20 protein-coding genes, 1 tRNA gene and 1 riboswitch are annotated in these 24,282 nt (G+C 67.0%); of the genes, 13 read left to right on the top strand and 8 right to left on the bottom strand.

Translation table 11 applies throughout. The features are described 5' to 3' along the window. Nucleotides 1-52 precede the first annotated feature (52 nt). The 5 genes from manD (at nucleotide 53) to ACV095_RS17330 (ending at nucleotide 6,414) form a co-directional block, all read left to right on the top strand. Complete coding sequence (manD, locus tag ACV095_RS17350; RefSeq protein WP_478222362.1) at nucleotides 53-1,282, top strand: D-mannonate dehydratase ManD; 1,230 nt, start codon at nucleotides 53-55, stop codon at nucleotides 1,280-1,282. A gap of 28 nt (nucleotides 1,283-1,310) precedes the next feature. Further along, nucleotides 1,311-3,590, top strand: coding sequence for a gluconokinase, GntK/IdnK-type (locus ACV095_RS17345; protein ID WP_478222361.1), 2,280 nt, complete (start codon nucleotides 1,311-1,313; stop codon nucleotides 3,588-3,590). 263 nt (nucleotides 3,591-3,853) lie between these two features. Next, complete coding sequence (locus ACV095_RS17340) at nucleotides 3,854-4,501, top strand: hypothetical protein (RefSeq protein WP_478222360.1); 648 nt, start codon at nucleotides 3,854-3,856, stop codon at nucleotides 4,499-4,501. Between the two features lie 165 nt (nucleotides 4,502-4,666). Beyond that, complete coding sequence (locus tag ACV095_RS17335) at nucleotides 4,667-5,203, top strand: GNAT family N-acetyltransferase (protein ID WP_478222359.1); 537 nt, start codon at nucleotides 4,667-4,669, stop codon at nucleotides 5,201-5,203. A 176-nt stretch (nucleotides 5,204-5,379) separates the two neighbouring features. Continuing rightward, entirely contained in the window at nucleotides 5,380-6,414 is a 1,035-nt protein-coding gene (locus ACV095_RS17330) for a zinc-binding dehydrogenase (RefSeq protein WP_056392115.1), read from the top strand. An 89-nt stretch (nucleotides 6,415-6,503) separates the two neighbouring features. Here ACV095_RS17330 and ACV095_RS17325 read toward each other — a convergent pair. Continuing rightward, nucleotides 6,504-6,593 (bottom strand) — tRNA-Ser (locus ACV095_RS17325). A 150-nt stretch (nucleotides 6,594-6,743) separates the two neighbouring features. On the opposite strand from ACV095_RS17325, the gene ACV095_RS17320 reads away from it, so the two are divergent. From ACV095_RS17320 to ACV095_RS17305, 4 genes are all read left to right on the top strand, one after another. Then, nucleotides 6,744-8,267 carry an HNH endonuclease signature motif containing protein gene (locus tag ACV095_RS17320; protein ID WP_478222358.1) on the top strand — a complete coding sequence of 508 codons (1,524 nt, stop codon included), beginning with the start codon at nucleotides 6,744-6,746 and terminating at the stop codon, nucleotides 8,265-8,267. 193 nt (nucleotides 8,268-8,460) lie between these two features. Beyond that, the gene (locus tag ACV095_RS17315) at nucleotides 8,461-9,501 is read left to right on the top strand and encodes a zinc-dependent alcohol dehydrogenase (protein ID WP_478222357.1); all 1,041 of its coding nucleotides are present in this window, start codon (nucleotides 8,461-8,463) and stop codon (nucleotides 9,499-9,501) included. 2 nt (nucleotides 9,502-9,503) lie between these two features. Continuing rightward, a complete protein-coding gene (locus ACV095_RS17310) occupies nucleotides 9,504-9,899 on the top strand; it encodes a 6-pyruvoyl trahydropterin synthase family protein (RefSeq protein ID WP_018771245.1) in 396 nt (131 codons plus the stop codon). Nucleotides 9,900-9,901: 2 nt separating this feature from the next. After that, nucleotides 9,902-11,005, top strand: coding sequence for a glycosyltransferase family 4 protein (locus ACV095_RS17305; protein ID WP_478222356.1), 1,104 nt, complete (start codon nucleotides 9,902-9,904; stop codon nucleotides 11,003-11,005). Here ACV095_RS17305 and tadA read toward each other — a convergent pair. Continuing rightward, the gene (tadA, locus tag ACV095_RS17300; RefSeq protein WP_478222355.1) at nucleotides 11,002-11,508 is read right to left on the bottom strand and encodes a tRNA adenosine(34) deaminase TadA; all 507 of its coding nucleotides are present in this window, start codon (nucleotides 11,506-11,508) and stop codon (nucleotides 11,002-11,004) included. The genes ACV095_RS17305 and tadA overlap by 4 nt on opposite strands. Before the next feature lie 55 nt (nucleotides 11,509-11,563). On the opposite strand from tadA, the gene ACV095_RS17295 reads away from it, so the two are divergent. From ACV095_RS17295 to ACV095_RS17285, 3 genes are all read left to right on the top strand, one after another. Next, the gene (locus ACV095_RS17295; protein ID WP_043425400.1) at nucleotides 11,564-12,367 is read left to right on the top strand and encodes a phosphatase PAP2 family protein; all 804 of its coding nucleotides are present in this window, start codon (nucleotides 11,564-11,566) and stop codon (nucleotides 12,365-12,367) included. Between the two features lie 12 nt (nucleotides 12,368-12,379). Continuing rightward, nucleotides 12,380-13,015: a uracil phosphoribosyltransferase gene (gene upp / locus ACV095_RS17290; RefSeq protein WP_018771241.1), complete on the top strand. Its 636-nt coding sequence runs from the start codon at nucleotides 12,380-12,382 to the stop codon at nucleotides 13,013-13,015. 61 nt (nucleotides 13,016-13,076) lie between these two features. Beyond that, nucleotides 13,077-13,502 carry a VOC family protein gene (locus tag ACV095_RS17285; RefSeq protein WP_223993820.1) on the top strand — a complete coding sequence of 142 codons (426 nt, stop codon included), beginning with the start codon at nucleotides 13,077-13,079 and terminating at the stop codon, nucleotides 13,500-13,502. Nucleotides 13,503-13,591: 89 nt separating this feature from the next. Here ACV095_RS17285 and ACV095_RS17280 read toward each other — a convergent pair whose 3' ends face one another. The 6 genes from ACV095_RS17280 to ACV095_RS17255 form a co-directional block, all read right to left on the bottom strand. After that, on the bottom strand, nucleotides 13,592-14,305 hold the full coding sequence (locus ACV095_RS17280; protein WP_478222354.1) for an aggregation-promoting factor C-terminal-like domain-containing protein: 714 nt from the start codon (nucleotides 14,303-14,305) through the stop codon (nucleotides 13,592-13,594). A 5-nt stretch (nucleotides 14,306-14,310) separates the two neighbouring features. Beyond that, nucleotides 14,311-14,471, bottom strand: a riboswitch (cyclic di-AMP (ydaO/yuaA leader). Nucleotides 14,472-14,678: 207 nt separating this feature from the next. Continuing rightward, nucleotides 14,679-16,727 carry an ArnT family glycosyltransferase gene (locus ACV095_RS17275; RefSeq protein WP_478222353.1) on the bottom strand — a complete coding sequence of 683 codons (2,049 nt, stop codon included), beginning with the start codon at nucleotides 16,725-16,727 and terminating at the stop codon, nucleotides 14,679-14,681. A gap of 6 nt (nucleotides 16,728-16,733) precedes the next feature. Next, a complete protein-coding gene (locus ACV095_RS17270; protein WP_478222352.1) occupies nucleotides 16,734-18,884 on the bottom strand; it encodes an ArnT family glycosyltransferase in 2,151 nt (716 codons plus the stop codon). Continuing rightward, complete coding sequence (locus ACV095_RS17265; protein ID WP_478222351.1) at nucleotides 18,881-20,227, bottom strand: bifunctional glycosyltransferase family 2/GtrA family protein; 1,347 nt, start codon at nucleotides 20,225-20,227, stop codon at nucleotides 18,881-18,883. The genes ACV095_RS17270 and ACV095_RS17265 overlap by 4 nt, the downstream gene beginning before the upstream one ends. A gap of 141 nt (nucleotides 20,228-20,368) precedes the next feature. Then, a complete protein-coding gene (locus ACV095_RS17260) occupies nucleotides 20,369-21,844 on the bottom strand; it encodes a sensor histidine kinase (RefSeq protein ID WP_144600268.1) in 1,476 nt (491 codons plus the stop codon). Nucleotides 21,845-21,857: 13 nt separating this feature from the next. Then, complete coding sequence (locus tag ACV095_RS17255; RefSeq protein ID WP_018771234.1) at nucleotides 21,858-22,598, bottom strand: response regulator transcription factor; 741 nt, start codon at nucleotides 22,596-22,598, stop codon at nucleotides 21,858-21,860. A gap of 226 nt (nucleotides 22,599-22,824) precedes the next feature. Here ACV095_RS17255 and ACV095_RS17250 point away from each other — a divergent pair, with 226 nt between their 5' ends. Next, nucleotides 22,825-23,793: a hypothetical protein gene (locus ACV095_RS17250; protein ID WP_478222350.1), complete on the top strand. Its 969-nt coding sequence runs from the start codon at nucleotides 22,825-22,827 to the stop codon at nucleotides 23,791-23,793. Nucleotides 23,794-24,282 lie beyond the last annotated feature (489 nt).

Raw genomic sequence — 24,282 nt, 5'->3', positions numbered from 1 at the left:
CCTTCCCGCCACAACGCCCCCCTCCGACCGACCGTCTCCGAAAGGACCAGCTGTGAAAATCATTGCCGCGGAAGTGTTCGTTACCAGCCCCACCCGAAACTTCGTGACCCTCCGGATCACCACGGACGAGGGTGTGACGGGCATTGGTGATGCCACCCTGAACGGCCGCGAGCTGGCTGTGGCCGCCTACCTGAAGGAACATGTGGCGCAGTTGCTCATTGGCAAGGATCCGCACCGGATTGAGGATACGTGGCAGTTCCTGTATCGGAGTGCGTATTGGCGGCGGGGTCCGGTGACGATGGCGGCGATCGCTGCGGTGGATATGGCGTTGTGGGATATCAAGGGCAAGGTGGCCGGGTTGCCGGTGTACCAGTTGCTCGGTGGTGCGTCGCGGAACGGGTTGCGGGCGTATGGGCATGCTTCGGGTGCGGATATTGAGTCGTTGTTTGATTCGGTGCGGGAGCATCTGGAGTTGGGGTACAGGTCGATCCGGATCCAGACGGCGATCCCGGGGATCAAGGCCGTGTATGGGGTTGCGGCGCAGGCGCAGGCTTCGGGGGAGCGGTATGACTATGAGCCGGCCGGGCGGGGTGCGTTCCCGCAGGAGGAGGACTGGGATACCCGGGCGTATCTGCGGCACCTGCCCACGGTCTTTGAGGCGGTGCGGAACGAGTTTGGGCCGGAGTTGCCGTTGCTGCATGACGGGCATCACCGGATGACGCCGATCCAGGCGGCGAAGCTGGGCAAGGCGTTGGAGCCGTATGACTTGTTCTGGTTGGAGGACTGCACGCCGGCGGAGAACCAGGAGGGGCTGCGCCTGGTGCGGCAGCACACCACCACGCCGTTGGCGATCGGGGAGATCTTCAATACGGTGTTTGACTTCCAGACGCTGATCAAGGAGCAGTTGATTGATTATGTGCGGGCGGCGTCCACGCACTTCGGTGGGATCAGTCCGTTGAAGAAGGTGATGGATTTCGCGGCGCAGTACCAGATCAAGTCCGGTTTCCACGGTCCGACCGATATTTCCCCGGTGGGGTTCGCGGCGCAGCTGCACGTGGGGTTGGCGATCCATAACTATGGGATCCAGGAGTACATGCAGCACTCGGCCAAGACCAACGAGGTCTTTGAGCAGTCCATGACGTTCGTGGATGGGTACCTGCACCCGGGCGACAAGCCGGGCATCGGCGTCGAATTCAACGAAGAAGCCGCCGCGGCCTACCCCTACCAGCAGGCCTACCTGCCCTACAACCGCCTCGTCGACGGCACCGTCCACGACTGGTGAGACCGCCACGACTGGCAAGGACCAAACAATGATCAAACATCGCATTATCGTCATGGGCGTCTCCGGCTGCGGCAAGACCACCATCGGTGACCTCGTCGCCCGCGAACTGGGCGTCCCGTTCGTTGACGGCGATTCCCTCCACCCCGTGGAGAACGTCGCGAAAATGGCCGCGGGCACACCGCTGACGGACGAGGACCGCTGGCCATGGCTCGCAACGGTGGGCAGCAAGCTGGCGGCTGCGGGCGACGGTGGGCTGGTCCTGGCGTGTTCTGCCCTGCGCCGAAGCTACCGGGACGCCATCCGGGAACAGGCCCCGGACACCGTCTTCCTGCACCTGGACGGCAGCAAGGAGGTTCTGAAGGCGCGGACCGAGGGACGGACCGGGCACTTCATGCCTCCCGCGCTGCTGGAATCCCAACTCGCCACACTGGAACCTCTGCAGGAAGACGAGCGCGGCGTGGTGGTTGACATCGCCGCACCCGTTCAGGACGTGGTGGCGGAGGCACTCAAGGGGATTGCCGCCGTCGTACCTCCTGCCATGGGGGCCGCGGGCACCAGGCCGCGCCAGTTCGACGTCGACCTTGCGGCAGCGCCATTCATGCTCGACGCCGGCGCGATCGCCTGGGTGGAAGGCACCATTGGTGCCATGACGCTCGAGGAAAAGATCGGGCAGCTGTTCATCAACCACAACAACGACTACTCGCCCGGATACCTCGACGGGGTGCTGGAAAACTACCACGTGGGCGGCATGCGGTACCGGCCCGGCCCGTCCGCCGCCGTCCAGGAACATATCCGCTACGCGCAGTCCAAGTCCCGGATTCCCTTGCTGATTGCCTCCAACCCGGAGATGGGCGGGGCCGGCAGCTGCGACGACGGCACGTTCGTATCCACGCACCTGCAGGCAGGCTCGCACCCGGACAGGAACATCGCCCGGCAGATGGGGCAGGTGGCAGGCGTGGAGACGGCTGCCCTGGGCTGCAATTGGGCCTTCGCGCCGATCGTGGACATCCACTACAACTGGCGGAACACCGTCATTTCCACACGGTCCTTCGGCAATACGCCGGAGGTGGTGGTGGAGCGCGCCAAGGAGTACTTCGACGGCATCAGCGAATCACCCACTGCCTGCGCCATGAAGCACTTCCCGGGCGACGGCATCGACGAGCGGGACCAGCACGTGGTCACGTCCTACAACACCCTCGGGTACGAGGAATGGAACCGGACCTACGGGCACGTGTACCGGGAGATGATCGCGCACGGCGTGCAGTCCATCATGGTGGGCCATATTGGGGCGCCGGAGGTCTCGCGGCATTTCCGGCCGGGTCTTCCTGATGCCGGGATCCTGCCGGCCACGTTGTCCCCGGAACTGCTGCAGGACCTGCTGCGCGGCGAACTGGGCTTCAATGGCCTGGTCCTCACCGACGCCTCGCAGATGGTGGGCCTGACGCAGGCGATGAAGCGGAAGGACCTGGTTCCGGCAACGATTGCGGCCGGCTGCGACATGTTCCTGTTCTTCCGGAACCCCGCCGAGGACTTCCAGTACATGCTGGACGGATACAAGTCCGGGGTCATCACCGAGCAGCGGCTGCACGACGCCCTGCGGCGGATCCTCGGACTGAAGGCATCCTTGGGGCTGCACCTGAAATCCGCTGACCAGTTGGTGCCGCCGGCCGAGGCGCTGGCCGTGATCGGCAGTCAGGCGCACCGGGCGATTGCGGCCGAGATCGCCGACAAGACCGTCACACTGGTCAAGGACACGGCAGGGAACCTGCCCATTACCCCCGGGACTCATCCGCGGATCCGGTTGTACGGCATTTCCGGCGGCGCCGACTTCACGCGGGCAGATCCGCTGGCCTACCTGGACGTGGTGAAGGAGGAACTGGAGGCCGCCGGCTTCGAAGTGTTCTTGTACCGGACGGCTGAACAGCGCGAGGCGGCGGGGGAGACCGGGGTGAACTTCATGTCCGTCATCTCCGAGGAAGCCACCGGGGACTACGCGGAAAAGTACGACGCCGCATTTGTCTTTGCCAACGTCAAGGGCTTCGCCCAGGAGGCCGCCATCCGGATCAAGTGGTCCTCGCCGATGGCAGCCGAGATCCCGTGGTACGTCACGGAGGTGCCCACGGTGTTCGTGTCCCTCAACCAGCCGAACCACCTGATTGACGTGCCCATGGTGAAGACGGCAATCCACGCGCATGCCGGGACTCGGGAAGCCATCCGTGCCGCGGTAGAGAAGATCCAGGGCAAGTCCGCGTTCCAGGGAACGTTCAACGAGAACGTATTTTGCGGGTCGTTCGACACCCGGCTTTGAGCAGGTACTGAAGAAGGAGGCGCCGCCGCAACAGCGGTGGCGCCTCTTTCATGCCCGGAAGGCCAGGGCTGGGTTCCGAAGACCGCCACGTTCTTCGCACTGCCTGATGACTTCTTGATGGGTGGTTGCCAGGCAGTTGCCTGCCTGGGACGTCAGTCGTTGCAGGGCGGCCGCAAGGGGGGCCTTGGACTCTGTGGCGGCCAGATGATGGTTTGTAGGCTGCAAGGCATCGCGGAACCACCTCAACCAAAGGGAGGCGTGCCATGAGCAGCACGGCGTCGGATGTCCTGGCCTTCATTCGGCCGAAGACAGGCACGAATCATTCATCCACCCCTTCCCGCCGCCGGCTTTCCGGATTCCTTGGTGCTGCGGCCGCTGCCGGGTTTCTCACGCACGCCCTCGTGCCGCGTGCCCTGGGGACATGGGGAACCACGGAGCCCGAAAGAACAATGCCCCTTCCCGGGGACGAACTGATTCCCGATCCCGAAGACATCCAGACCATGGCGGTCACTGTCTCCGCCCGTCCCGACCAGGTGTGGCCCTGGATAGTGCAAATGGGTGTGGACCGGGCGGGGCTGTATTCCTACACGGCGGTGGAGAACGGATTGCTGCATCTGGGTGTCACGAACGCGGACCGCATTCATCCGGAGTGGCAGGACCTGCAGGTGGGGGACATCATCGCCTTCACGCCGGAAGGTTACCCGGGCGGCCGGCGCGGGCCGCGCGTGGTGGAGCTGGAGGAGGGCCGCCACCTTGTTCTGGACTCAAGCCCTGGTGCCCCGCCCGGAAAAGTGACAGGAACCTGGCAGTTCGTCCTCCACGATGCCGGTGCTGCCGGTACCAGGCTGCCGGTACCAGGCTGCTGCTCAGGACGCGCACGGGGCCGGGACGCCCTGCCGGGCTTCGTGTGACGGACTTCCTTCTTCGGCCCGGCTACCTGGTCATGGACCGCGCCATGCTCCTGGGCATCAAAAAGCGCGTCGAGACGGAAGCGCAGGGGCGTCCGCCGTTGCCGACCCCGCAGTGACGCCGTCCTGGACGTGGGCGCCTATATGGGCTCGGCGTAGTGTGAAGCAGTGGACTTTTCCTGTGTGATTGCCGAAGGTGTTGTGCTCCGTCCCGTCCGGGCGTCGGACGCAGAGGCGCTGGCAGCGGCGTTTCAGGAGAACCGGTCATATCTCGCCCCGTGGGAGCCTGTCCGGCCCGAGGAGTTCTACACCGTCCAGGGCCAGCGGGACGTGGTTGAGCGGCGGCTTGTTGAACTCGATTCGGGCACGTCACTTCCCCTGGTGCTGGCACAACATGACGGTATCATCGGGCTGCTGACCCTCAGCTCAATCGTGCGTGGCGCATTCCAGAACGCGCACGTTGGTTACTGGATTTCCCGCACAGCCCAAGGAAAAGGGCTTATGACGGCGGCAGTAGCGGCGGCCGTCAATATTTCACAGGCTGCATTGGGACTTCACCGACTCGAGGCAGCAACCCTGGTGCACAACACGGCGTCGCAAAGAGTGCTGGAAAAGAATGGCTTCGTGGCCTACGGCACGGCCCCCGACTACCTCCGGATAGCCGGCAGGTGGCAGGACCACCGGATGTATCAGCGGATTCTCTAATCCTGCGGAGACCGGCAGTGACGCCAATGCTCCCGGCAGCATCCGTGGCTGGCCAGCATGTGCGGCTTCGCGGCAGGACACAGGGGAGGGTTTTCGATGCACCATCGCCGCGTGCGAAGATGTCGCCGGACTCCCGGCTGAACAGGACGGGACGAATTCGATGCCTGGAGGACACTATGCGCGCGATTGTCATGAACAGCATTGCCGGGCCGCTGGCGGTTCACGAGGTCGACGCCCCGGAGGCGCCTGCCGGCGGTGTGGTGATCACCGTCGTGGCCACCGGATTATGCCGCAGTGACTGGCACGCATGGGTAGGCCACGACGACATCGCTCTGCCGCACGTTCCAGGCCATGAGTTCGCCGGCGTTGTGGCCGTGGTTGGTTCGGGTGTGACCAGATGGACGGTTGGCGACCGCGTGACCGCACCCTTTGTGGAAGGCTGCGGCGCCTGCGAATGGTGCCTCGGCGGCAACGCGCAGGTCTGCCCGGAGCAGCAGCAGCCAGGCTTCACCCATTGGGGTTCCTTTGCCGAGCAAGTTGTGATCCATGCGGCCGACACCAACCTCGTGGCAATTCCCGAAGGGGTCAGCTTCGAAGCAGCGGCCAGCCTGGGATGCCGCTTCGCCACTGCCTACCGGGCGCTCACGGGCCGGGCCCGGCTTGCGGCCGATGAGTGGGTCACCATCGTCGGGGCAGGCGGTGTGGGGCTCAGCGCCGTCATGGTTGCGAAGGCGCTCGGCGGAAAGGTTGTGGCTGTCGACCGGAACCCCGCCGCCCTGGAGGTGGCCGCTTCCCTCGGCGCAGACCACGTATTGGTCGCGGACGGCTCGGACATCCCCGCACAGGTGCATGCGATCACGGGAGGATCCCATGTCTCCATTGATGCTGTCGGCAGCGAGCAGACGTGCGCCGACGCGCTCCTGAGCCTTCGTCGCCGTGGACGGCATGTCCAGATCGGCCTCCTCCCGCCCATAGAGGGTCACCCCCGCGTGCCTATGGCGCGCGTTATTGCCTGGGAACTGGATGTGTTCGGAAGCCACGGGATGGCTGCGGCCGACTACCCGCAGATGCTCGCCCTCATCGAGTCGGGGTCACTGGAACCGCAGAAGCTCATCGAACGCGTTATCGGGCTGACCGAGGCCGCTGACATGCTCCCGCAGTTCGACACTGTTAAGGTCGCGGGCATGACGATGATCGATCCCGCGCGCTGACGCTTTGGCCGCTGAGGACATATGGCCCGGGGAAAGCAAAAGGCCCTGGTTTCCTTGATGTACAAGGGAGCCCAGGGCCTTTTCCTATATGGCGGTGACGGTGGGATTTGAACCCACGTTGGCTTTTACACCAAACAACATTTCGAGTGTTGCACCTTCGGCCGCTCGGACACGTCACCAACCTCAATAGGGTACCGGAGCAAGGCCTGCATCCCCAAAACGGACGCACAGTGGGTGCCTATTGCGGGTTTCATCCAACCCAGCGCTGCCTGGGGGATGGGCGTTGGAGCAGGATCATAATTGTCGGACCCCCTTGCCATGATGGGTTTATGGGGAAAGCGGCGGTGGTGAGGGCGTTCGAGGAGATTCGTGCTGCCCTTGCTGTGCTTCAGGCTGAGGTGGATGGGGCGGGTCTGGAGGCGTTCGCGGATGCTGATGCGGTTTCTGATCCGCTGGCCGGTTTGGCGGATGGGTGCCTGGACATCCTCGCCGGGGCCCGGGAGGTGGAGGCGCGGGTTGCGGGGGTGAAGGCGAAGGCTGCGGTGGGGTACGCGGAGGCTGCGCATGCTGTGGCGGGCCGGGAGGTGCCGGTGGTGGCGCAGGAGATGGCGGTCGCGGCGGAGATCGGGTGCGTGCTGGCGTTGGGTCCGCGGGCGGCGGCGTCGTTCCTGGCCACGTCCCATGCCCTGACCAGCAGCTTGCCGCGGACTTTGGAGGCGTTGCAGTCCGGGGCCCTGTCGTGGCAGCACGCGATGGTGCTGGCAGATGAGACGGCGGGCCTTGATGTGGCGGGGGCGGCGGCGTTGGAGGCGCATTTCCTGCCACCCGATACACCGGACCCGGACGCCCTTCCCCCGGCCAGGGGGTGCCCGGTTGGGGAGCTGCCGGCGCACCGGTTCCGGGTCAAGGCCCGGACCTGGCGGGAACGCCACCACGCCGAGTCGATGGAGAAGCGGCACGCCAGGGGTGTGGCGGAGCGGCGGGTGGAGTTCCGGCCGGACCGGGACGGGATGGCGTGGCTGGGCGCGTACCTGCCCGCGGACCAGGCCCAGGCTGGGTGGAACCGGCTCACCGCTGCCGCGCGGAGTTTGCAGGGGCCGGGCGAGGACAGGACCATGCCCCAGCTGCGGGCCGACAGTTTCGCCGCAGCCCTCCTCGGCAGCGGCGACACCCGGGGCGGCAGCACCAGTCTCAGCCGTGCCAGTGCCAGTGCCACTGCCGGCGTCGTAGCTGCTGTGGGGCCGGGCGCCGGTGCCGGTGGCACTGACGGCGCCGGGCCGGGACACTTGCCATCGGTTCGCGCCGAGGTGCTGGTCACGGTTCCGGTGTTCGCGCTGATGGGCCTGACCGATGAACCGGCGATGCTGGACGGGTATGGTCCGGTGCCGGCGTCGATGGCGCGGCGACTGGTCGCGGACGGGGCGGGCTCGTTTTACCGGGTGTTGGTGGACACGCGGGACGGGGCGCCGTTGGAGATTGGCCGGAAGAGTTACCGGGTTCCCAGGGCGATGCGGGCCTGGCTGCGGATGCGGGACGGGAAATGCCCGTTCCCGGGCTGCAGCAACACCTCCCTGGACACGGAGGCCGACCATCTCCTCGCTTGGCACCACGGCGGCACCACCGGCATCAGCAACCTGGGACAGCCCTGCCCGAAACACCACAGGCTCCGGCACACCACCGCCTGGAAACCCACCCCGGCCAGCACGAACGAACCACCCGGCTGGACCTCACCCACCGGCCGCCACTACACAAGCGAACACCAGGACTGGGAACCACCAAAGTGGCCGCCCGGATTCCTGCCCGGCGAACGAAGCCTCCTCGAAGAGGCACTGCTTAAACACCTCGGCGTCTAAGCCGAAGCTGCTGCACTGCCGCGTCTTCAGTCCGGTCCGCCCGCACAAGTTGCGGCAGGTCCACGTCCCGGCGCCACCCTCCGCACCCGCCCCGCCTTGATGCTGGCACGGACGCCGCCGCGCGGCACCAAACCCCGCCATCCGCCGTCGGACTTTCCCCGCCACCGCGCGTCCGGTTAGATTCATCAGCAAGATGACAAATTCACAGACTCCGATCCACGCAACCGCTTACTGGACCACCGCCAAGGAACACGGCGAGCTCAGGGCCGAAGAAGTGCCCGCGCCGGGGACGGGCGAAGCTTTGGTGCGTGCCCTGTACTCCGGCATCAGCAAGGGCACCGAAATGGTGGTCCACGCCGGTGCCGTGCCGCCACGTGTCGCGGAAGAGATGCGTGCCCCACGCCAGGAGGGAACGTTCCCAGGGCCGGTGAAGTTCGGCTACCTCTCGGTGGGAGTCGTGGAGGAAGGTCCTGAGGAGTGGAAGGGCCGGCGCGTCTTTTGCCTGAATCCGCATCAGGACCTCTATGTGGTGCCGGTGACCTCTCTAACCAGGGTTCCCGACAGCGTTCCATCCCGGCGGGCGGTCCTCACCGGCACGGTGGAAACCGCAGTCAACGCCCTGTGGGAAGCCGGGCCTCGGCTGGGCGACCGGATTGCCGTTGTCGGAGCCGGCCTGGTGGGCGGCATGGTGGCTACGCTGCTGCGCACCTTCCCGTTGCAGCGCCTGCAGTTGGTGGACCTCGATCCGGGCAGGAAAAAGCTCGCGGACACCCTGGGCGTGGACTTCGCACACCCCGATGACGCCCTGGCGGACTGCGACATCGTGTTCCACTGCTCGGCCTCGCAGGAAGGCCTGGAGCGCAGCCTGCAGCTCGCCGGCGATGAAGGCGAAATCATCGAAATGTCCTGGTATGCCAACCGTGAGGTCACTGTGCCGCTGGGGGAGGACTTCCACGCCAGGCGGCTGTCCATCAGGGCGAGCCAGGTGGGCATGGTGGCGCGTTCCCGGCGCCACAGGCGCACCAATGCGGACCGCCTGGACCTGGCCGTATCGCTGCTCAAGGACCCCGTCTTCGACGCGTTCCTGACGGGATCGTCCCGGTTCGAGGACCTGCCGGGCGTGGTCCAGAGCCTGGCGGACGGCAGCCTGGAAGCCCTGTGCCACGTCGTCGAATACCCTGCCGGCAGTGCCGCGCCCAGCCCAGCCACCCACACCCCCAAAGACTTGAGGTAACAATGTTCAGCCTGACCATCCGCCGCCACTTCATGATTGCCCACAGCCTTCCCCGTGAGGCTTTCGGCCCCGCCCAGGGCCTGCACGGTGCAACCTTCGTCGCCGAGGTGGCTTTCCGCCGTCGCGCCCTGAATGCCGACGCGATCGTCCTGGACATCGGCGCCGCCGGGACCATCATCGAGGAGGTGCTCGCCGGCCTGAACTACCGCAACCTGGACGAGCACCCGGACTTCGAGGGCAAGCTCAGCACCACGGAAGCCCTCGCCGAGTACATCGCCCGGAAGGTGGCCGCAGAGATCAAGGACAACGACGACGGCCGTGAACTCGCAGGACTGGAGGTCACCCTGCGCGAGAATCCTGACGCCTGGGCCACCTTTTCCCTGGACCTCACCGCGTAGCCATGCGTCCCATCCGGCTGCTGGTTCCCGGCAATATCCGCCACAGCTCAGGCGGCAACGTCTACAACGCGCGCCTGGTTGCGGGCCTGCAGGAACGGGGCGCGGAGGTGGAGGTGGTTGCCGTGAAAGGCAACTGGCCGGACGCCGGCGCCAAGGAACGACGCCGGCTGGCCACCCTCCTCGGAGCATGGGAACCTGAGGCACACCACGGGGACGCAGTGGCCATCGTGGACGGCCTGGTGGCGGTAGGTGCCCCGGATGAACTCGAATACGCCGCGAAGGCGGGCGGGGAAACATGGGTCCTGGTGCATATGCCCGTTGAGGAAAGCTCCGGGGCTGCAGCCCTGGAACGCGAAGCGAGAGCCCTCCGTGCGGCGACCGGCGTGATCTGCACCAGCACGTCGTCTGCATCCCTCCTCCTGGAAAGGGGGCTTTCCCGGGTCACCGTTGTCCTTCCCGGCGTCAACCCCGCACCCCTGGCCCAGGGATCCAGGCCGCCGCACGTGGCGGTCATCGCCGCGCTGCTGCCCAACAAGGACCAGCTGCTGTCCGTGCATGCCCTGGCCCGGATCCAGGACCTTGAGTGGACTGCGTCGTTCGTGGGCTCCGAGCAGGCGGACCCGGACTACGCACGGGAGGTCCGGGCTGCCATTACTGCCCACGGGCTCCAGCGGCGGGTGCAGCTCACCGGCGAGCTCATGGGCGAAGCCCTGGAGGCCGAATGGGGGCGGACGGACCTGACCCTGCTGGTGTCGCGGCTGGAGGCTTTCGGCATGGCCGTCACCGAATCCCTGGCCCACGGCATTCCTGTTCTGGTCCGTGCCGGGACCGGGGCGGTGGAGGCGCTTGGCATGGGCGGGCTGGGAACGGCCGACGGCGAACCCCGCCTTCCGGGGGCATTGCTTACCCTTCCAGACGGCGGACAGGAGAGTCCCGGCCGCCTGGCCAATGCCCTGCGGGGTTGGCTGGTGGATGGAAAGACCCGGGAAAAATGGCGTTCAGCCGCGCTTGATGCGCGGACCAGGCTGCCGGGATGGAGCGAAACAGCGCAGGACGTGCTGGCCCTCCTGGAGGGACCCGGCGGACACGGGGAGCGGCAGGGCTAGAGGCTGCTCCGGTGGGCGGCGAAAAATTCGCGCAGCAGTGAAGCGCACTCTTCCCCGCGGACCCCGGGATACACCTCAACCCAGTGGTTCAGCCGGCGCTCGCGGAGGATATCGAATACCGATCCCGCAGCGCCGGCCTTCTCATCCCAGGCCCCGAACACAACCCGGGGAATCCTCGCCAGGACGATCGCGCCCGCACACATGGCGCAGGGTTCCAGGGTGACCACCAGCGTGCAGTCGGACAAGCGCCACCCGTCGCCCCGGCCGCCGCCGAGCCGTGCCCGTTCCCGCAGCCGTCCGGCCGCCTCCCTGATGGCCACCACCTCGGCGTGGGCTGTGGGGTCGCCCAGCTCCTCCCGCTGGTTGCGTCCCGAACCCAGAAGGTCGCCGTCGGGCCCTATCACTACGGCGCCGATGGGCACGTCCTCCGTGTCGAGCGCACGGCGGGCCTCCGCCAGGGCAAGGCCCATCCAGGCCTCGTGTTTCTTTTCGGGCAAGGGCATGGCTCAATGATAGTTTCGGGGTTAGTCAGGTTACTTGCCGATGCCGGGAGGCACCATGGACACTCTTCGGGACCGATTGGGTATTTGGTTCAAACCCTATGCGGCGTTGATCCTCACCATCCTTGTGGGCGGTGTGGTCATCGTGTCCCTGGCGCTGCTTGGGGCAGAGGTCTACGACGATGTGGTGGACTCCGCTGGCCTGGCCAACCTGGACAAGCCTGCCCTTGCCTTTGCCGAAGGCCTCCGCAGCCCCGGCCTTGACTCCTTTGTCACCGGTTTCACCAACATCGGCGGCGGCATCGGGATGCCCATCCTGGCCAGCATCCTCACAGCGTGGTTGACCTTCCTGAGCCGGAACTGGCGTCCGCTGGTCCTGATCGGCGGTGCAGCGGCAGCGTCCGTCACCGCCACCACGTTCGGCAAGAAGCTGGTGGGCCGTACCCGGCCCGACCATGCGGACGCCGTCCCCCCTTACGAGGATTCGCCATCCTTCCCCAGCGGACACACCCTGAACACCACCGTGGTGATCAGTCTGGTGATCTACCTCATCTGCCTTCAGTTCCACACCATGCGGGTTCGGGTTACCGCCATCACCGCCGGCTCGATCTTCATCATCGCCATGGGCCTGAGCCGGGTCTTCCTGGGCCACCACTGGCTCACGGACGTTATGGCCGGCTGGATCCTGGGCCTGGCCTGGGTGGCAATCGTTATCCTGGCCCACCGGCTGTTCCACCTGGTCCGAAGGCGCGAGCACGCAGGGGCAGCGCCGTCGTTCGACCGTCCCATCGTCCGGGACGTGGTGGCCGAGGAACTGCACGACGGCGAACACTCCGGACGCGGGAAGGGCAGCGCCGAGTGATAGTTTTGGGGGATGCGCACTCTCGTTGTTGACCACCCCCTGGTCGCCCACAAGCTCACTGTCCTGAGGGACAAGAACACGCCGTCGCCGGTCTTCCGCCAGCTGACGGAAGAGCTGGTGACCCTGCTGGCCTACGAAGCCACTCGGGAGGTCCGCACCGAGCCCGTCACCATCGAGACGCCCGTCAGCACCACCGTCGGCACCGCCTTCACCAAGCCCACCCCGCTGGTGGTTCCCATCCTGCGCGCCGGCCTGGGAATGCTGGAAGGCATGACCAAGCTGGTTCCCACCGCTGAAGTGGGTTTCCTGGGCATGGCCCGGGACGAGGAGACGCTGGACATCATCACCTACGCGGAGCGCCTGCCGGAGGACCTCACCGGCCGCCAGGTTTTCGTCCTGGACCCCATGCTGGCCACGGGCGGAACCCTGCGCGAAGCCATCAAGTTCCTGTTCAAGCGCGGCGCTTCCGACGTCACCTGCATCTGCCTGCTGGCCGCCCCCGAGGGCCTGGCGCGGCTGGAGGAGGAACTGTCAGGGGCCAACGTGCACATCGTCCTGGCCTCCATCGACGAGAAGCTCAACGAGAAGTCCTACATTGTCCCCGGGCTGGGCGACGCCGGCGACCGCCTCTACGGCATCGCCGGGTAGCACTTCGGCCCTGTTTGAACGGGCTCTTTCCCAACGGGTGTCCCGCCGCTAGCCTGTGCGGATGGACTGGAAACTCGAGCTTGTCTTTGTCCCCGTATCCGACGTTGACCGTGCCAAGGACTTCTACGTCAACAAAGTGGGCTTTAACGCCGACTACGACGAGCGGCCGTCGGACTCCATCCGCTTTGTGCAGTTGACGCCGCCGGGCTCGGCCTGCTCCATCTGCATCGGCGAAGGACTCGTCGACGCCCCGCCCGGCACGGGCTCCAACCTGCAGATGGTGGTCGACGACATCAATGCGGCGCATGACCAGCTCAAGAGCAACGGCGTGGATGTCAGCGATGTGGACGTCCAGGACTGGGGCCACTTCGTGTACTTCGCCGATCCGGACGGAAACAAGTGGGCTGTCCAGTACATCCCGTGGCGGAACGCCGGGCAGGGCGCTGGCGGGAACACCGGACAGGGCGCCGGACCGGGCGCTGGTTAACCAAAGCGGCGGGCCGCATCATGATGATGCGGCCCGCCGCTTTGGTGCAGTTCCCCCGGCATCGCTGCCGCCGGGGGGGGGAGGAGTGCCTAGTACCAGTTGTGGGCCAGGTGGAAGTTCAGGGCACCACAGGGCGACTGGTAGCTCTTCTTGATGTAGTCCAGGCCCCAATTGATCTGCGTGCGGTAGTTGGTGAGGTAGTCCGCGCCGGCGCTTGCCATCTTCTCAGCGGGCAGGGACTGGACGATGCCGTATGCCCCGCTGCTGGAATTGGTGGCCGTGGTGGTCCAGTCGGACTCCTTGGTCCACAGCGTCTGCAGGCACTGCATCTGGTCCGGTCCCCAGCCAAACGCCCCCAGCTGGCTGGCGGCGTACGCCTGGGCGCCTGCAGGATCGTTAACCGCGACGGCGCGAGCCGGCTCAGGTGCGGGGGCGGGCTCAGGCGCCGGGGCCGGGGCAGGCGCTGCGGGTGCTGCCGGTGCCGCTGCGGGGGCCGGTTCCGCTGCCTGCGGTGCCACGCTGATGGCAGCGGGCGCGGGGCTTGCTGCCGGGTTGGAGCGGATATCGCTCTTCTCGATGCTCATTTGAGCGTCGGACGCTGACGTGGAAGGGTTGGACGCGGTGGATGACACCGGAGTCATGCTGCTGGTGGCCTGTCCTGCCGCGCCTACCCCCACCAGCACCGCGCACGATGCTGCAAGGACGGCGGCGCGCTGGCCCAGGGTGGTCTTCTTGGCCTGCTGCGCGGCCCTGTGTTTAGCCTTGGCCTGCAGCAGGCGTGCTTCTGCCGTGTTTTTGGACATGATTGATCGCCTCTCACACCTGCGGAGTTAGCTGTCGGGTTCGGATGAGGGCATCCGGCCGTACGGAAAGATCACGTACTGGCTTAACCCCAAGGGCATTCAATGCCCGGGACGGTGGGTCCCCCGCCTCTGCCGTAGCTCAATCGGAATCCGGGGAAGCGGCAGAGCTTGGCGTCGACCCGGGATATGCGGCCCGAACGGGGGCCGCACCCAATCGACGCTACAGGAAGTGCACGCGAAAGTCACATTTAGGTAACGGAAGTCACGATCCTCAGCGCGTTGATTTGCCGGATTCCCCGTTCGTAACCTCGGTCCCATTGGGGTATGGCCGCCCCATTTCATGAGCGCAGCGCGCCGACCGTTACAGTTCCCGTTACCCAGCCAACAGGTAGACGGTGGTGCCGCCAATGCTCTGCGCCGTGAAGTTGTTCGCCACCCACTGGGCGATCTGGGCGGCAGCGTCCGAACCGGTACTGGCCCGGATGGTTCCGCCTGTGATGAAGTAGTGGATCTTTCCCTGGGACACCAGATCCTGGAACTCCGCCAAGGTAGGGGCGGGATCTGTGCCGTTGAACCCACCCACCGCCATGACCGGCAGTTCCGTTGCCAACTGGTAACCGGCAGCGTTGTTCGACCCCACCACTGCCGCTGCCCAGGTGTAGCCCGAGGCGCCATTCCTGAGTGCTGCCACGAGTTCCGCGGACGGCGTGGGGGCGCCCAAGAGGCCTCCCACGGCCCCGCCTCCGCGACCACCGGCAGCAGCGGTTCCGCCGGGAAGTGTTCCCCCGGGCGCGCCCTGCTGGCGGGCCGTGTTTCCCTGGGTTGTTGGCTGCCTGGTGCTGCCTGTCCCGCTCCGGCCAGGGCCCGTCCCGCGAGGGCCGAAGCCCGACGAGGGCCCGGCACTGACGATCGCCCCGCTGTGCGTTGTCGACGCCGTGGAAAGGGAGTACGCCAGCGGCCCGGTGAGCGACGCCGCAATGGCGAGCGCCGCCGTCGTCCGCTGCACGGCACGCCAGCGCAGGAACCTGCCGAACGCCACGCCCGCTGCGGCCGCCAAGCCTCCGGAAAGGACCAGCCAACGCAGCCACGCGCCGTAGGCGGACGTGGTGCCCAGCAGCTGGAAGGCCATCAGGGCGGCCGCGGCCACCGCTGCGGCCAGCAGGAGTGCGGCGGGTGGCTGCTGCCGGTGCTGCCACAGGAGGACCGTGCCCAGCCCCGCAAGCCCGGCGATCCCCGGCGCCAGCGCCACGGCGTAGTAAGGGTGGATGATGCCGGCCATGAAGCTGAAGACCAGGCCCGTCACCAGCACCCACGAGCCCCAGATGATGACGGCGGCGCGGACCGCATCCGTCCGCGGGGCCCGCCGGCCCAACCACAGCAGGCCCGCCGCAAGGATCAGGGCGGACGGCAGCAGCCACGCGATCTGGCCGCCGAACTCGCTGTTGAACATCCGGAGCAGCCCGGGATCTCCCCAGCCGTTGCCGCCGCCCACACTGCCGGTCTCGTCGCCCGTCAGCCGGCCCAGCCCGTTGTAACCCAGCGTGAGCTCCAGGATGGAGTCGTTTTGCGATCCGCCGATGTAGGGACGCAGGCCGGCCGGCGTCAGCTCCACCGCCAGGAGCCACCACCCGGCGGAGGCCACCATGGCCGCTCCCGCCGCGGCCAGCCGGAGCAGGCGCCGCGGGAGCCTGTGCGGGCCTGCCAGCGCGTAGGCGATGGCGAATCCCGGAACCACCAGCAGGACCTGCAGCTGCTTGGCCAGGAAGCCGAAGCCCAGGAACACTCCGGCCAGCAGGAGCCAGCGCAACCGGTCCTCCTGGACTGCACGGAGGACCGCGTAGGCGGCTGCCGTCATGAGCAGCACCAGCAGGGCGTCCGGGTTGTTGAAGCGGAACATCAGCGTGGCAACGGGGGTGAGGGCCAGGACGGCTGCGGCGATCAGTCCTGTGCGGTGCGCCAGCCGTGGATCGGCCGTGGCAGGCGCCGCGGCCCGCCGTACGGCCAGGTAGAGCAGCCAGGCGGTGCCGACGCCCATCAGCGCCTGGGGGACCAGGATGCTCCAGGAACTGAGGCCGAAGATCCGGACGGACAACCCCATGACCCACAACGACGCCGGCGGCTTGTCCACCGTGATGGCGTTGGCGGCGTCGGAGGAGCCGAAAAACCAGGCCGCCCAGTCCTGCGATCCGGCCTGGGCCGCGGCGGAATAGAACGCGTTGGCCCAGCCGGATGCTCCAAGGTTCCACAAGTACAGCACGGCGGTCCCGGCCAGCACCGCTGCCAGTTCCAGCCGCCGCCGGAGCGCCCGCGGGTCCGGCCGGAAGCGGGCCGGGACAGGATGATGCGCGGCGGCAGGAGCGCCGGCAGGGTGTCCGGTGTGGACCGACGCAGTGTGGACGGACGCTGGGTAATGGCTGGCCATTGAGTCCTACTTGGTGAGTTGGTACACGGTGGAGTTGCCTACGGTCTGGGCCTGGAAGTTGGCCTGGACCCAGGCGGCCACCTCTGAATTGCCGCGGCCACCCATGCCGCCGCCTCCCATGCCACCGCCTTGGATGAAGTAGCCGATCTCGCCCTTGGCCACCATGTCCTGGAACTGGGCGAGCGTGGGGTAGGGGTCCCCGCCGTTCCAACCGCCCAGGGCAATGACGTTGGTGTTCGTGGCGAGTTCCAGGCTGGCTGCCTGGCTGGCGCCGGAGACGATCGCGGACCACTTCGTGGTGGTGGCCTTCAGGAGTGCCGCCACCGCCGCATCTGCGGATCCTTCGCCCGGGCCGCCGGCGCCCCCGGCGCCCTCGGCACCCCCGGCACCTCCGGGGCCGGCTGCGCCGTCGATGCCGCCGAAGGGATCGAGTCCACCCGCGCCGTTGGCAGCGTCAGTGGCGGCCTCCCTGCCGTCAGCCCGTGCGCCGCCGAATCCAGCGGCACGGTTGCCGAAGCCACCCGCGGACGAACCCGCCGGGCCCGACGTCGGAATGGAACCGGAGTGGGCGGAAGCAGCGGTGGCGAGGGTCCACCCCGCTGTCCCAAGACCGCCGGCCAGGAGGGATACGACGACGACGGCGGCCGCACCGGCCCGGCGGAACCGTCCGGAGGCGCCCAGTTTCGAGGTGCCCGGTTTTGAGGTGCCCAGTGCGTCGAGGCGGAGGAGGATTGCGGCGGCGGCGAGGACGCCGAGCACGATGATGGCGACCCGCAGCCAGGGGAGCCACGACGTGTCGCGGCCCAGCAGGACTGCCGACCACACAGAGGTGCCGAGGACGGTCACGGCGAGGACGATCCGGGCCGGCCAGTAGCTGCGGCCACGCCAGAGCTCCACTGCGCCTATGCCCACCAGCGCTGCGATCGCCGGCGCCAGTGCCACCGAGTAGTAGGGATGGACAATGCCGCTCATGAAGCTGAAGACACCTCCGGTGACCACGAGCCAGCCGCCCCACAGGATCAGGGCCGCGCGGCCCGGGGAGGTGCGTACTTCCCGGCGCGTGAACCAGAGGCCTGCCACCAGCAGGACCAGGGCGGCGGGCAGAAGCCACGAGACCTCACCGCCAAAGCTGGTGCCGAACATCCGCAGCAGCCCGGCCGCCCCGCCGAATCCGGCGTTGCCGCCGCCGAAGCCGACTCCGGGACCGCCGGCAGCAGCACCCCCGGCCCCGCCGGGCATGCCCTCGCCGGAACCGGTGAGGCGGGCCAGTCCGTTGTAGCCGAACGTCAGTTCAAGGAAGCTGTTGGTGCTGGACCCTGCCATGTACGGCCGCTCGGAGGCCGGTGTCAGCTGGAACAGGGCGATGTAGCTGCCGGCAACCACGACGATTCCGCCCAGCGCGCCAAGCAGGTGCACCAGCCGGCGCCCCACCGGCGTGGGTGCGGCCCACAGATAGGCCAGTCCCAGCGCGGGAACAATCAGGAAGCCCTGCAGCATCTTGGTCAGGAATGCCAGGCCAACCACGGCGCCGGCGGCCACCAGCCACTTCCAACCCGCCCTCTCAATGGCGCGGGTGGTGAAGTAGGCAGCAAGCACCAGGCACAGGGTGAGCATGGCGTCCGGGTTGTTGAACTTGAACATGAGCGCAGCCACCGGCGTCAGCGCCAGGGCAGCGCCGGCCAGCAGGCCTGCGGCAGGTCCCGAGACGCGTTTGACGGCCAAGTAGAGGAACCCGACGGCGGCCACCCCCATGAGTGCTTCCGGCACCAGCATGCTCAGTGGTGAAAAACCGAAGATGCGCCCTGCGAGGGCGGGGATCCAGAGTGCTGCCGGCGGCTTGTCCACCGTGATGGCGTTCCCTGCGTCCAGCGAGCCGAAAAGGAACGCCGTCCAGTCCTTGGTGCCGGCCTGGATGGCGGCTGCATAGAAGGAGTTGCCGTAGCCGGTTGCTGCCAGGTTCCACAGATACAGGATCGCCGTGGCTGCCAGGAGCCCCGCGGCGGAAGGCCTCACCCAGCGGGGCTGCGCACCGAAGGCGTAGCGGGTCCAGCGGGGTGCGGTATCGGCCGCCCCGGGGGAGGAGGCAGCGTGGCCGGATGGCGACGGCTGCCGGCCCGCGGGTGAGCCGGCGTCCGCCGGCGAAATGGTGGAGGTCATGATGCTGCCGTTTCTGTCGAAGTGGGGGCGTCTTTGGTGGTCCGGTTGCCGTGGTTGCCGCGGAACACCCAGAGCCGGAACAGCAGGAACCGGACCGCCGTGGCTGCCAGGTTCGCCGCCACAACGGTGAGGACTTCCACCCACCGGTCAGGCGTCGTCGTCCGGTGTACAAAGGCGAGTGCTCCGGAGGTGAGCAGCAGGCCGATGCCGAACACGATCAGCCCTTCGAAGTGGTGCCGGACCGGGTTGCCGCCCTGGATGCCGAACGTGAAGCGCCTGTTGGCGCCAGTGTTGGCCACGGCGGTGATCAGCAGTGCAAGGAAGTTGGCCAACTGCGGGTCCATGAATCCCCGGCAGAACACGAAGATCAGGAGGTACGCCAGGGTTGAGGCGGCGCCAATCGCGGCGAACCGGACCAGCTGGCCGAAAAGGCTGCTGCCGCGTGTCTGCTCACCGGACCGCGAGGACGCCGGGATCGGACCCCGTGCCAGGGCTGCGCGCAGTTCCGGGACCGGGATGCGACCGTAGACCAAGTCGCGGGTGAGGCGGGCCATTCCCCTCACGTCGGCCAGTGCTGTGCGTACCACGTCCACGCTGGAATCGGGATCGTCGATCCAGTCAACGGGGACCTCATGGACACGCAGGCCGCAGCGTTCGGCGAGGACCAAAAGCTCGGTGTCGAAGAACCAGGAGTTGTCCACGGTGTAGGGCAGGATCTGCTGGGCGACGTCGGCGCGGATGGCTTTGAACCCGCACTGCGCGTCGCTGAACCGCGCGCCCATGAACGAGTGCAGCATCATGTTGTAGCTGCGTGAGATGAACTCCCGCTTGGGCCCGCGGACGACGCGGGAGTTGCGGGTCAGCCGGGTGCCGATGGCGAGGTCCGAATGCCCGGAAATCAGGGGCGCCAGCAGCGGCGGCAGGGCGGCGAGGTCGGTGGAAAGGTCCACGTCCATGTAGGCCAGCACCGGTGACGGGGAGGCCAGCCACACTTTGCGCAGGGCGTTGCCGCGGCCCTTCTCGTCCAGGTGGACCGCCACGAGCTCAGGGAACTCCCGGGCCAGCCGCTCGGCGATCTTCAGGGTTCCATCCGTGCTGGCGTTGTCCGCCACGGTGATCCGGAAGCTGTGCGGAAAGGTATCCAGCAGGTGCCCGTGGAGCCGGCGGAGGCATTCCTCAAGGTCCCGTTCCTCGTTGAAAACGGGGATGGTCACGTCAAGGACCGGAACGGTGGCGCGGGTGTTCACGGGTGCGCGCCGTACGGCATGTCCGCGGGGAGGAAGGCCCGCCGGGGCCACCGCGGCGTCCGGCAGGGTTCCTGAAGTGGAGTCGGTGAGCGTCATGGATCAAGAGTGGCGCCGCCGGATTTGAGGGCTTTAGGCGCAACCTGTGATGTGCCTGTGTAACTGGCGCTGTGCAACCGGCGCTGTGCAACTGGCGCGGGCTTGGCCTTCAGTGGCCACCGCCCTCTGCGTGTGTGGCGGTCAGGCGGCGGCGGGTCCGGGCACGGGAAGGCGGACCGCAAACTCGGTCCTGCCTGGCCGGGACACCAGTTCCACCGTGCCTCCGTGGGCCATGACGATGGATTCGACGATGGACAGGCCCAGGCCCGACGAGCCTTCTGAGCCTGAGCGGGCGGCGTCGGCCCGGGTGAAGCGCGAAAAGATGTTGCCCTGGAATTCGGCGGGGATGCCGGGCCCGTCGTCGGTAACCGTCACCACCACGCTCCCATCGGCCGAGCGCATCAACCCGGTGGTTACGGTGGTGCCGGCCGGTGTGTGCTTCCGGGCGTTGGACAGCAGGTTGGCCAGCACCTGGTGCAGCTGGGTGGCATCCCCGCGGACCGTGACGGGCTCGTCGGGCAGCGTCAGCTGCCACGTGTGGTCCGGGGCCATGATCTTTTCATCGCTGACGGTTTCCACCACCAGCTGGGTAAGGTCCACATCGGTGGTTTCGGTTGCCTTGCCCTCATCAAGCCTGGCCAGCAGGAGCAGGTCCTCCACCAGCGCGGTCATGCGCTCGGACTGGCTTTGGACGCGGCCCAGTGACTTCCGGCCGTCCTCGGTAAAGGTCTCGGTCATGCGCATCAGCTCGGTGTACCCGCGGATGGCGGTCAGGGGCGTCCTGAGCTCATGGGAAGCGTCCGCAACGAACTGGCGCACCTTCATCTCGCTGCGCTGCCGGGCCTCCAGGGCGCTGGAGACGTTGTCCAGCATCAGGTTCAGGGCATGGCCCACGCTGCCCACCTCGGTGGTGGGATGCGCTGCGGACGGCGGTACGCGCACGGCAAGCGCCACCTCGCCGGCGTCGAGGGGCAGTTTGGAGACCTTGGTGGCGACGTCGGACAGCTGTTCCAGCGGACGCATGGTCCGGCGGATCAAGGCAGTGCCCGCAAGCCCGATCACGACCAGGCCGCCCAGTGACACCAGCACCATCGTGAGCACCAGCGAGGCCTCGGTGCTTTGTTTCGTTGCCAGCGGCAGGCCGGTGATCACCACGTCGCCGTAAGGGGTGGCCGTGGCCATCAGCCGGTAATCGCCGTTGGACAGCTTGCGGTCCACGGGAAGGCCATTGCGGGGCAACGCCTGCAGGGTGGCCACATCGGCGGAAGTCAGCGCCGTGCGGGTGGCATCGGAAGACAGGAAGCCCGCCTCCCGGCTGACCTGGCCGCCCACCACCCGTGCGTTGAGCGTCCCCACACTCTGGCCCCGGGCATCGAGGGGGTCCGGTCGGCCGGACGGGTTGCCCTCCGGCGGCCGTCCGCGGGAGGCCAGCATCAGCTGCGAGTCCAGCTGGTTGGTCAGGACCACATCCATGGAGGCGTAGCTGACCACGCCGATGGCGCTGGAGATGGCCACCAGGAGCGCCATGGAGAGCAGGATCAGGCGGGTGCGGAGGTGCCAGGTGGACGGGTTGAACCAGGACCGGCCGGTGGGCCGGGGGACACCGGAAAGGGACACGCGTTTCCTTTGGCTAGTCTGCGGGCTTGATGACGTAGCCTGCTCCGCGCACGGTGTGGATCATCGGCGGATGGTTGGCTTCGATCTTCTTGCGCAGGTAGGAAATGTACAGTTCCACGATGTTCGCCTGGCCGCCGAAGTCGTAATCCCAGACGTGGTCCAGGATCTGGGCCTTGCTGACCACGCGCTTGGGGTTTTCCATCAGGTACCGGAGGAGCTCGAACTGTGTTGCCGTCAGCTGGATCCCTTCCCCGGCACGGGTGACTTCACGGGTGTCCACATTGAGCACCAGGTCGCCGACCACCAGTTCGGCAGTGTCCATGGCGGCCACGCCGGAACGCTGCACCAGCCGGTGCAGGCGCAGCAGGACTTCCTCCATGCTGAAGGGCTTGGTGACGTAGTCGTCCCCGCCGGCGGCCAGTCCCACAATGCGGTCCTGGACGTCGTCTTTGGCCGTCAGGAAGAGCGCAGGCACCTCCGGCGCAAAGGCGCGGATCCTGCCCAGCAGCTCCACGCCGTCGAACCCCGGCAGCATGACGTCCAGCACCAGGACATCCGGGTGGAAGTCCTTGGCGAGCTTGACGGCAGTGGGACCGTCGGCTGCCACGGCCACAGACCAGCCCGCCATGCGCAGGCCCATGCTCATGAGCTCGGACAGGCTCGGCTCGTCATCCACCACCAGGGCGCGGATCGGCGACCCGTCCGGGTGGGTGAGCTGGGGAAGGTTGTTGGTCATGGAGTGCGGGGATGCCATGGGACAACTCTCCGATCTGTCGGTTTGCCGACGCTTTGCCGTTGCTGTGCTCCAGCTGTGAGGTCCAGCCTAGCCACCTGAACCCAACGCAAGCTCTGCCCTGGGGATGCGGCCCCGAAGGTCACAGGCAGGCTTGGCCTGCCGCACAGCCGCCGCACAGCATGGCGGCAGACCCTGTTGGAACAACAGCATCACCACCATCAGTTTCAACTTCTTGGAGAAAGCCATGGATCAGCAAGACGACCGCGCCGTCCCCGGGGCATCGGGGCAACCCGGCGCCTCAGGACACACGCCCCAGCCGGCTCCAGTCTGGGGCGGGGCAGCCGACGGCACCGACCGGGACGGGGCAGCCACAGGATGGGGTGTCCCCGCAGGCAGTACCAGCGGCCGCGGGGAGCCGGCCCGGTCACCCCAGGGGCAGCCTGCGCAGGGTTGGGGTTCATCCGCTTCCGCTGCGCCTTCCGCAGGTTGGGGTACGACGGCGGCAGATGGCCAGGTGCCAAACGCCGGCGGTGGGTGGGGCGTGCCGCAGCCGAACGCCTCCGGCACGTCGTCCCGTTCCGGGAAAGGAAACTGGACCGCGAAGAAGGGCCTGTTGGTAGGCGGCGTGGCGGTGGTTGTGGGCGCCGCGGCCGGTGCCGGCGCCTACGCTGCCGGGAACGGTGCCACTGCGGCGTCCGCGAACAACGGCCAGGGCACAGGTGCCGCGGGCCAGTTGGGCCCGGGAGGGCAAAGCGGCATGACCGGACAGGGCGGCATGATGGGCCCCGGCGGCCAAAGCGGCGTGGACGGCGGAATGGGCATGGACGGCGGCCCCGGTGGCCTGGGGATGGGAGTGGCCGGCCTGAACGCTGCCGTCCACTCCGAATACGTGGTCCTCCAGGATTCGACCTACGTGACCATGGCGGGCCAGACAGGCACGGTCACGGAGGTTTCCGCGACCTCCCTGACCGTCAAGAGCGGGGACGGCTTCTCCCGTACCTATGCGGTCGGTTCCGGCGTGCAGGTCACGCAGGGAATGCGGCAGCGGGGCAGTGCATCCACCAGCAGCACGCTCAGCATGTCCAACGTGACCACGGGAGCGGGCGTCCGGGTGACGGCCGTGAAGGATTCGGACACCTACACCGCCCAGACCATCCAGCTGGCAACATCCGGCACGGCAACCACTCCGGGCTCCGGAGCAAGCAGTAACTGACACGCAAAGACGAACGGGGCGAACCATGTGGGGCCGGGCACCCGACGGTCCCGCGGCAAAAAAATTCTGGAGGAGAGGGAATGTCGGCTGGACAGGAGAGGAGCCTGTCCAGCCGATTCTATGTCAAACGGTTGAATTTCAGAGAGATTCGGTCAAATCTGATTCGAGCGAATAATGTTCTGCAAACGGGTAGATAGAAGGCCATCCACCGGATAAGCATCAAAAATAAATCCCTCTTCCGAAATAGTGATCTACCGCACAATCCTGCGTTTCGTCTCACAATGCGGACGATTTGGTCCATTGTTACTTGCAAGTTGGCATTGTTACGCTGCACACTTCCAATGTGAACAAGAACTCAACAGCACCTGCAGCCGCAGAATATTGGCCCAGCACATCCGCTGCTGCCGACATGCGCTGTTGTCGAATGCACGCCTGACCTTCCCACCCAACGAAGTTCTTAGGCATTCGCCCCCAAGCCCAGCGTCGGGC

It is taken from the genome of Arthrobacter sp. JDC6 (assembly GCF_056484025.1).
Note: the sequence above shows the minus strand (reverse complement) of the source record. Positions and strands in the feature narration are given on the sequence as shown.

Excerpts from the sequence above, each read along its gene's own strand:
- ACV095_RS17345 (WP_478222361.1), top strand. The coding sequence starts at position 1,311 with ATGATCAAACATCGCATTATCGTCATGGGCGTCTCCGGCTGCGGCAAG.
- ACV095_RS17340 (WP_478222360.1), top strand. The coding sequence starts at position 3,854 with ATGAGCAGCACGGCGTCGGATGTCCTGGCCTTCATTCGGCCGAAGACA.
- ACV095_RS17330 (WP_056392115.1), top strand. The coding sequence starts at position 5,380 with ATGCGCGCGATTGTCATGAACAGCATTGCCGGGCCGCTGGCGGTTCAC.
- ACV095_RS17320 (WP_478222358.1), top strand. The coding sequence starts at position 6,744 with ATGGGGAAAGCGGCGGTGGTGAGGGCGTTCGAGGAGATTCGTGCTGCC.
- ACV095_RS17315 (WP_478222357.1), top strand. The coding sequence starts at position 8,461 with ATGACAAATTCACAGACTCCGATCCACGCAACCGCTTACTGGACCACC.
- ACV095_RS17310 (WP_018771245.1), top strand. The coding sequence starts at position 9,504 with ATGTTCAGCCTGACCATCCGCCGCCACTTCATGATTGCCCACAGCCTT.
- ACV095_RS17305 (WP_478222356.1), top strand. The coding sequence starts at position 9,902 with ATGCGTCCCATCCGGCTGCTGGTTCCCGGCAATATCCGCCACAGCTCA.
- tadA (WP_478222355.1), bottom strand. The coding sequence starts at position 11,508 with ATGCCCTTGCCCGAAAAGAAACACGAGGCCTGGATGGGCCTTGCCCTG.
- ACV095_RS17295 (WP_043425400.1), top strand. The coding sequence starts at position 11,564 with ATGGACACTCTTCGGGACCGATTGGGTATTTGGTTCAAACCCTATGCG.
- upp (WP_018771241.1), top strand. The coding sequence starts at position 12,380 with ATGCGCACTCTCGTTGTTGACCACCCCCTGGTCGCCCACAAGCTCACT.
- ACV095_RS17285 (WP_223993820.1), top strand. The coding sequence starts at position 13,077 with ATGGACTGGAAACTCGAGCTTGTCTTTGTCCCCGTATCCGACGTTGAC.
- ACV095_RS17280 (WP_478222354.1), bottom strand. The coding sequence starts at position 14,305 with ATGTCCAAAAACACGGCAGAAGCACGCCTGCTGCAGGCCAAGGCTAAA.
- ACV095_RS17275 (WP_478222353.1), bottom strand. The coding sequence starts at position 16,727 with ATGGCCAGCCATTACCCAGCGTCCGTCCACACTGCGTCGGTCCACACC.
- ACV095_RS17270 (WP_478222352.1), bottom strand. The coding sequence starts at position 18,884 with ATGACCTCCACCATTTCGCCGGCGGACGCCGGCTCACCCGCGGGCCGG.
- ACV095_RS17265 (WP_478222351.1), bottom strand. The coding sequence starts at position 20,227 with ATGACGCTCACCGACTCCACTTCAGGAACCCTGCCGGACGCCGCGGTG.
- ACV095_RS17255 (WP_018771234.1), bottom strand. The coding sequence starts at position 22,598 with ATGGCATCCCCGCACTCCATGACCAACAACCTTCCCCAGCTCACCCAC.
- ACV095_RS17250 (WP_478222350.1), top strand. The coding sequence starts at position 22,825 with ATGGATCAGCAAGACGACCGCGCCGTCCCCGGGGCATCGGGGCAACCC.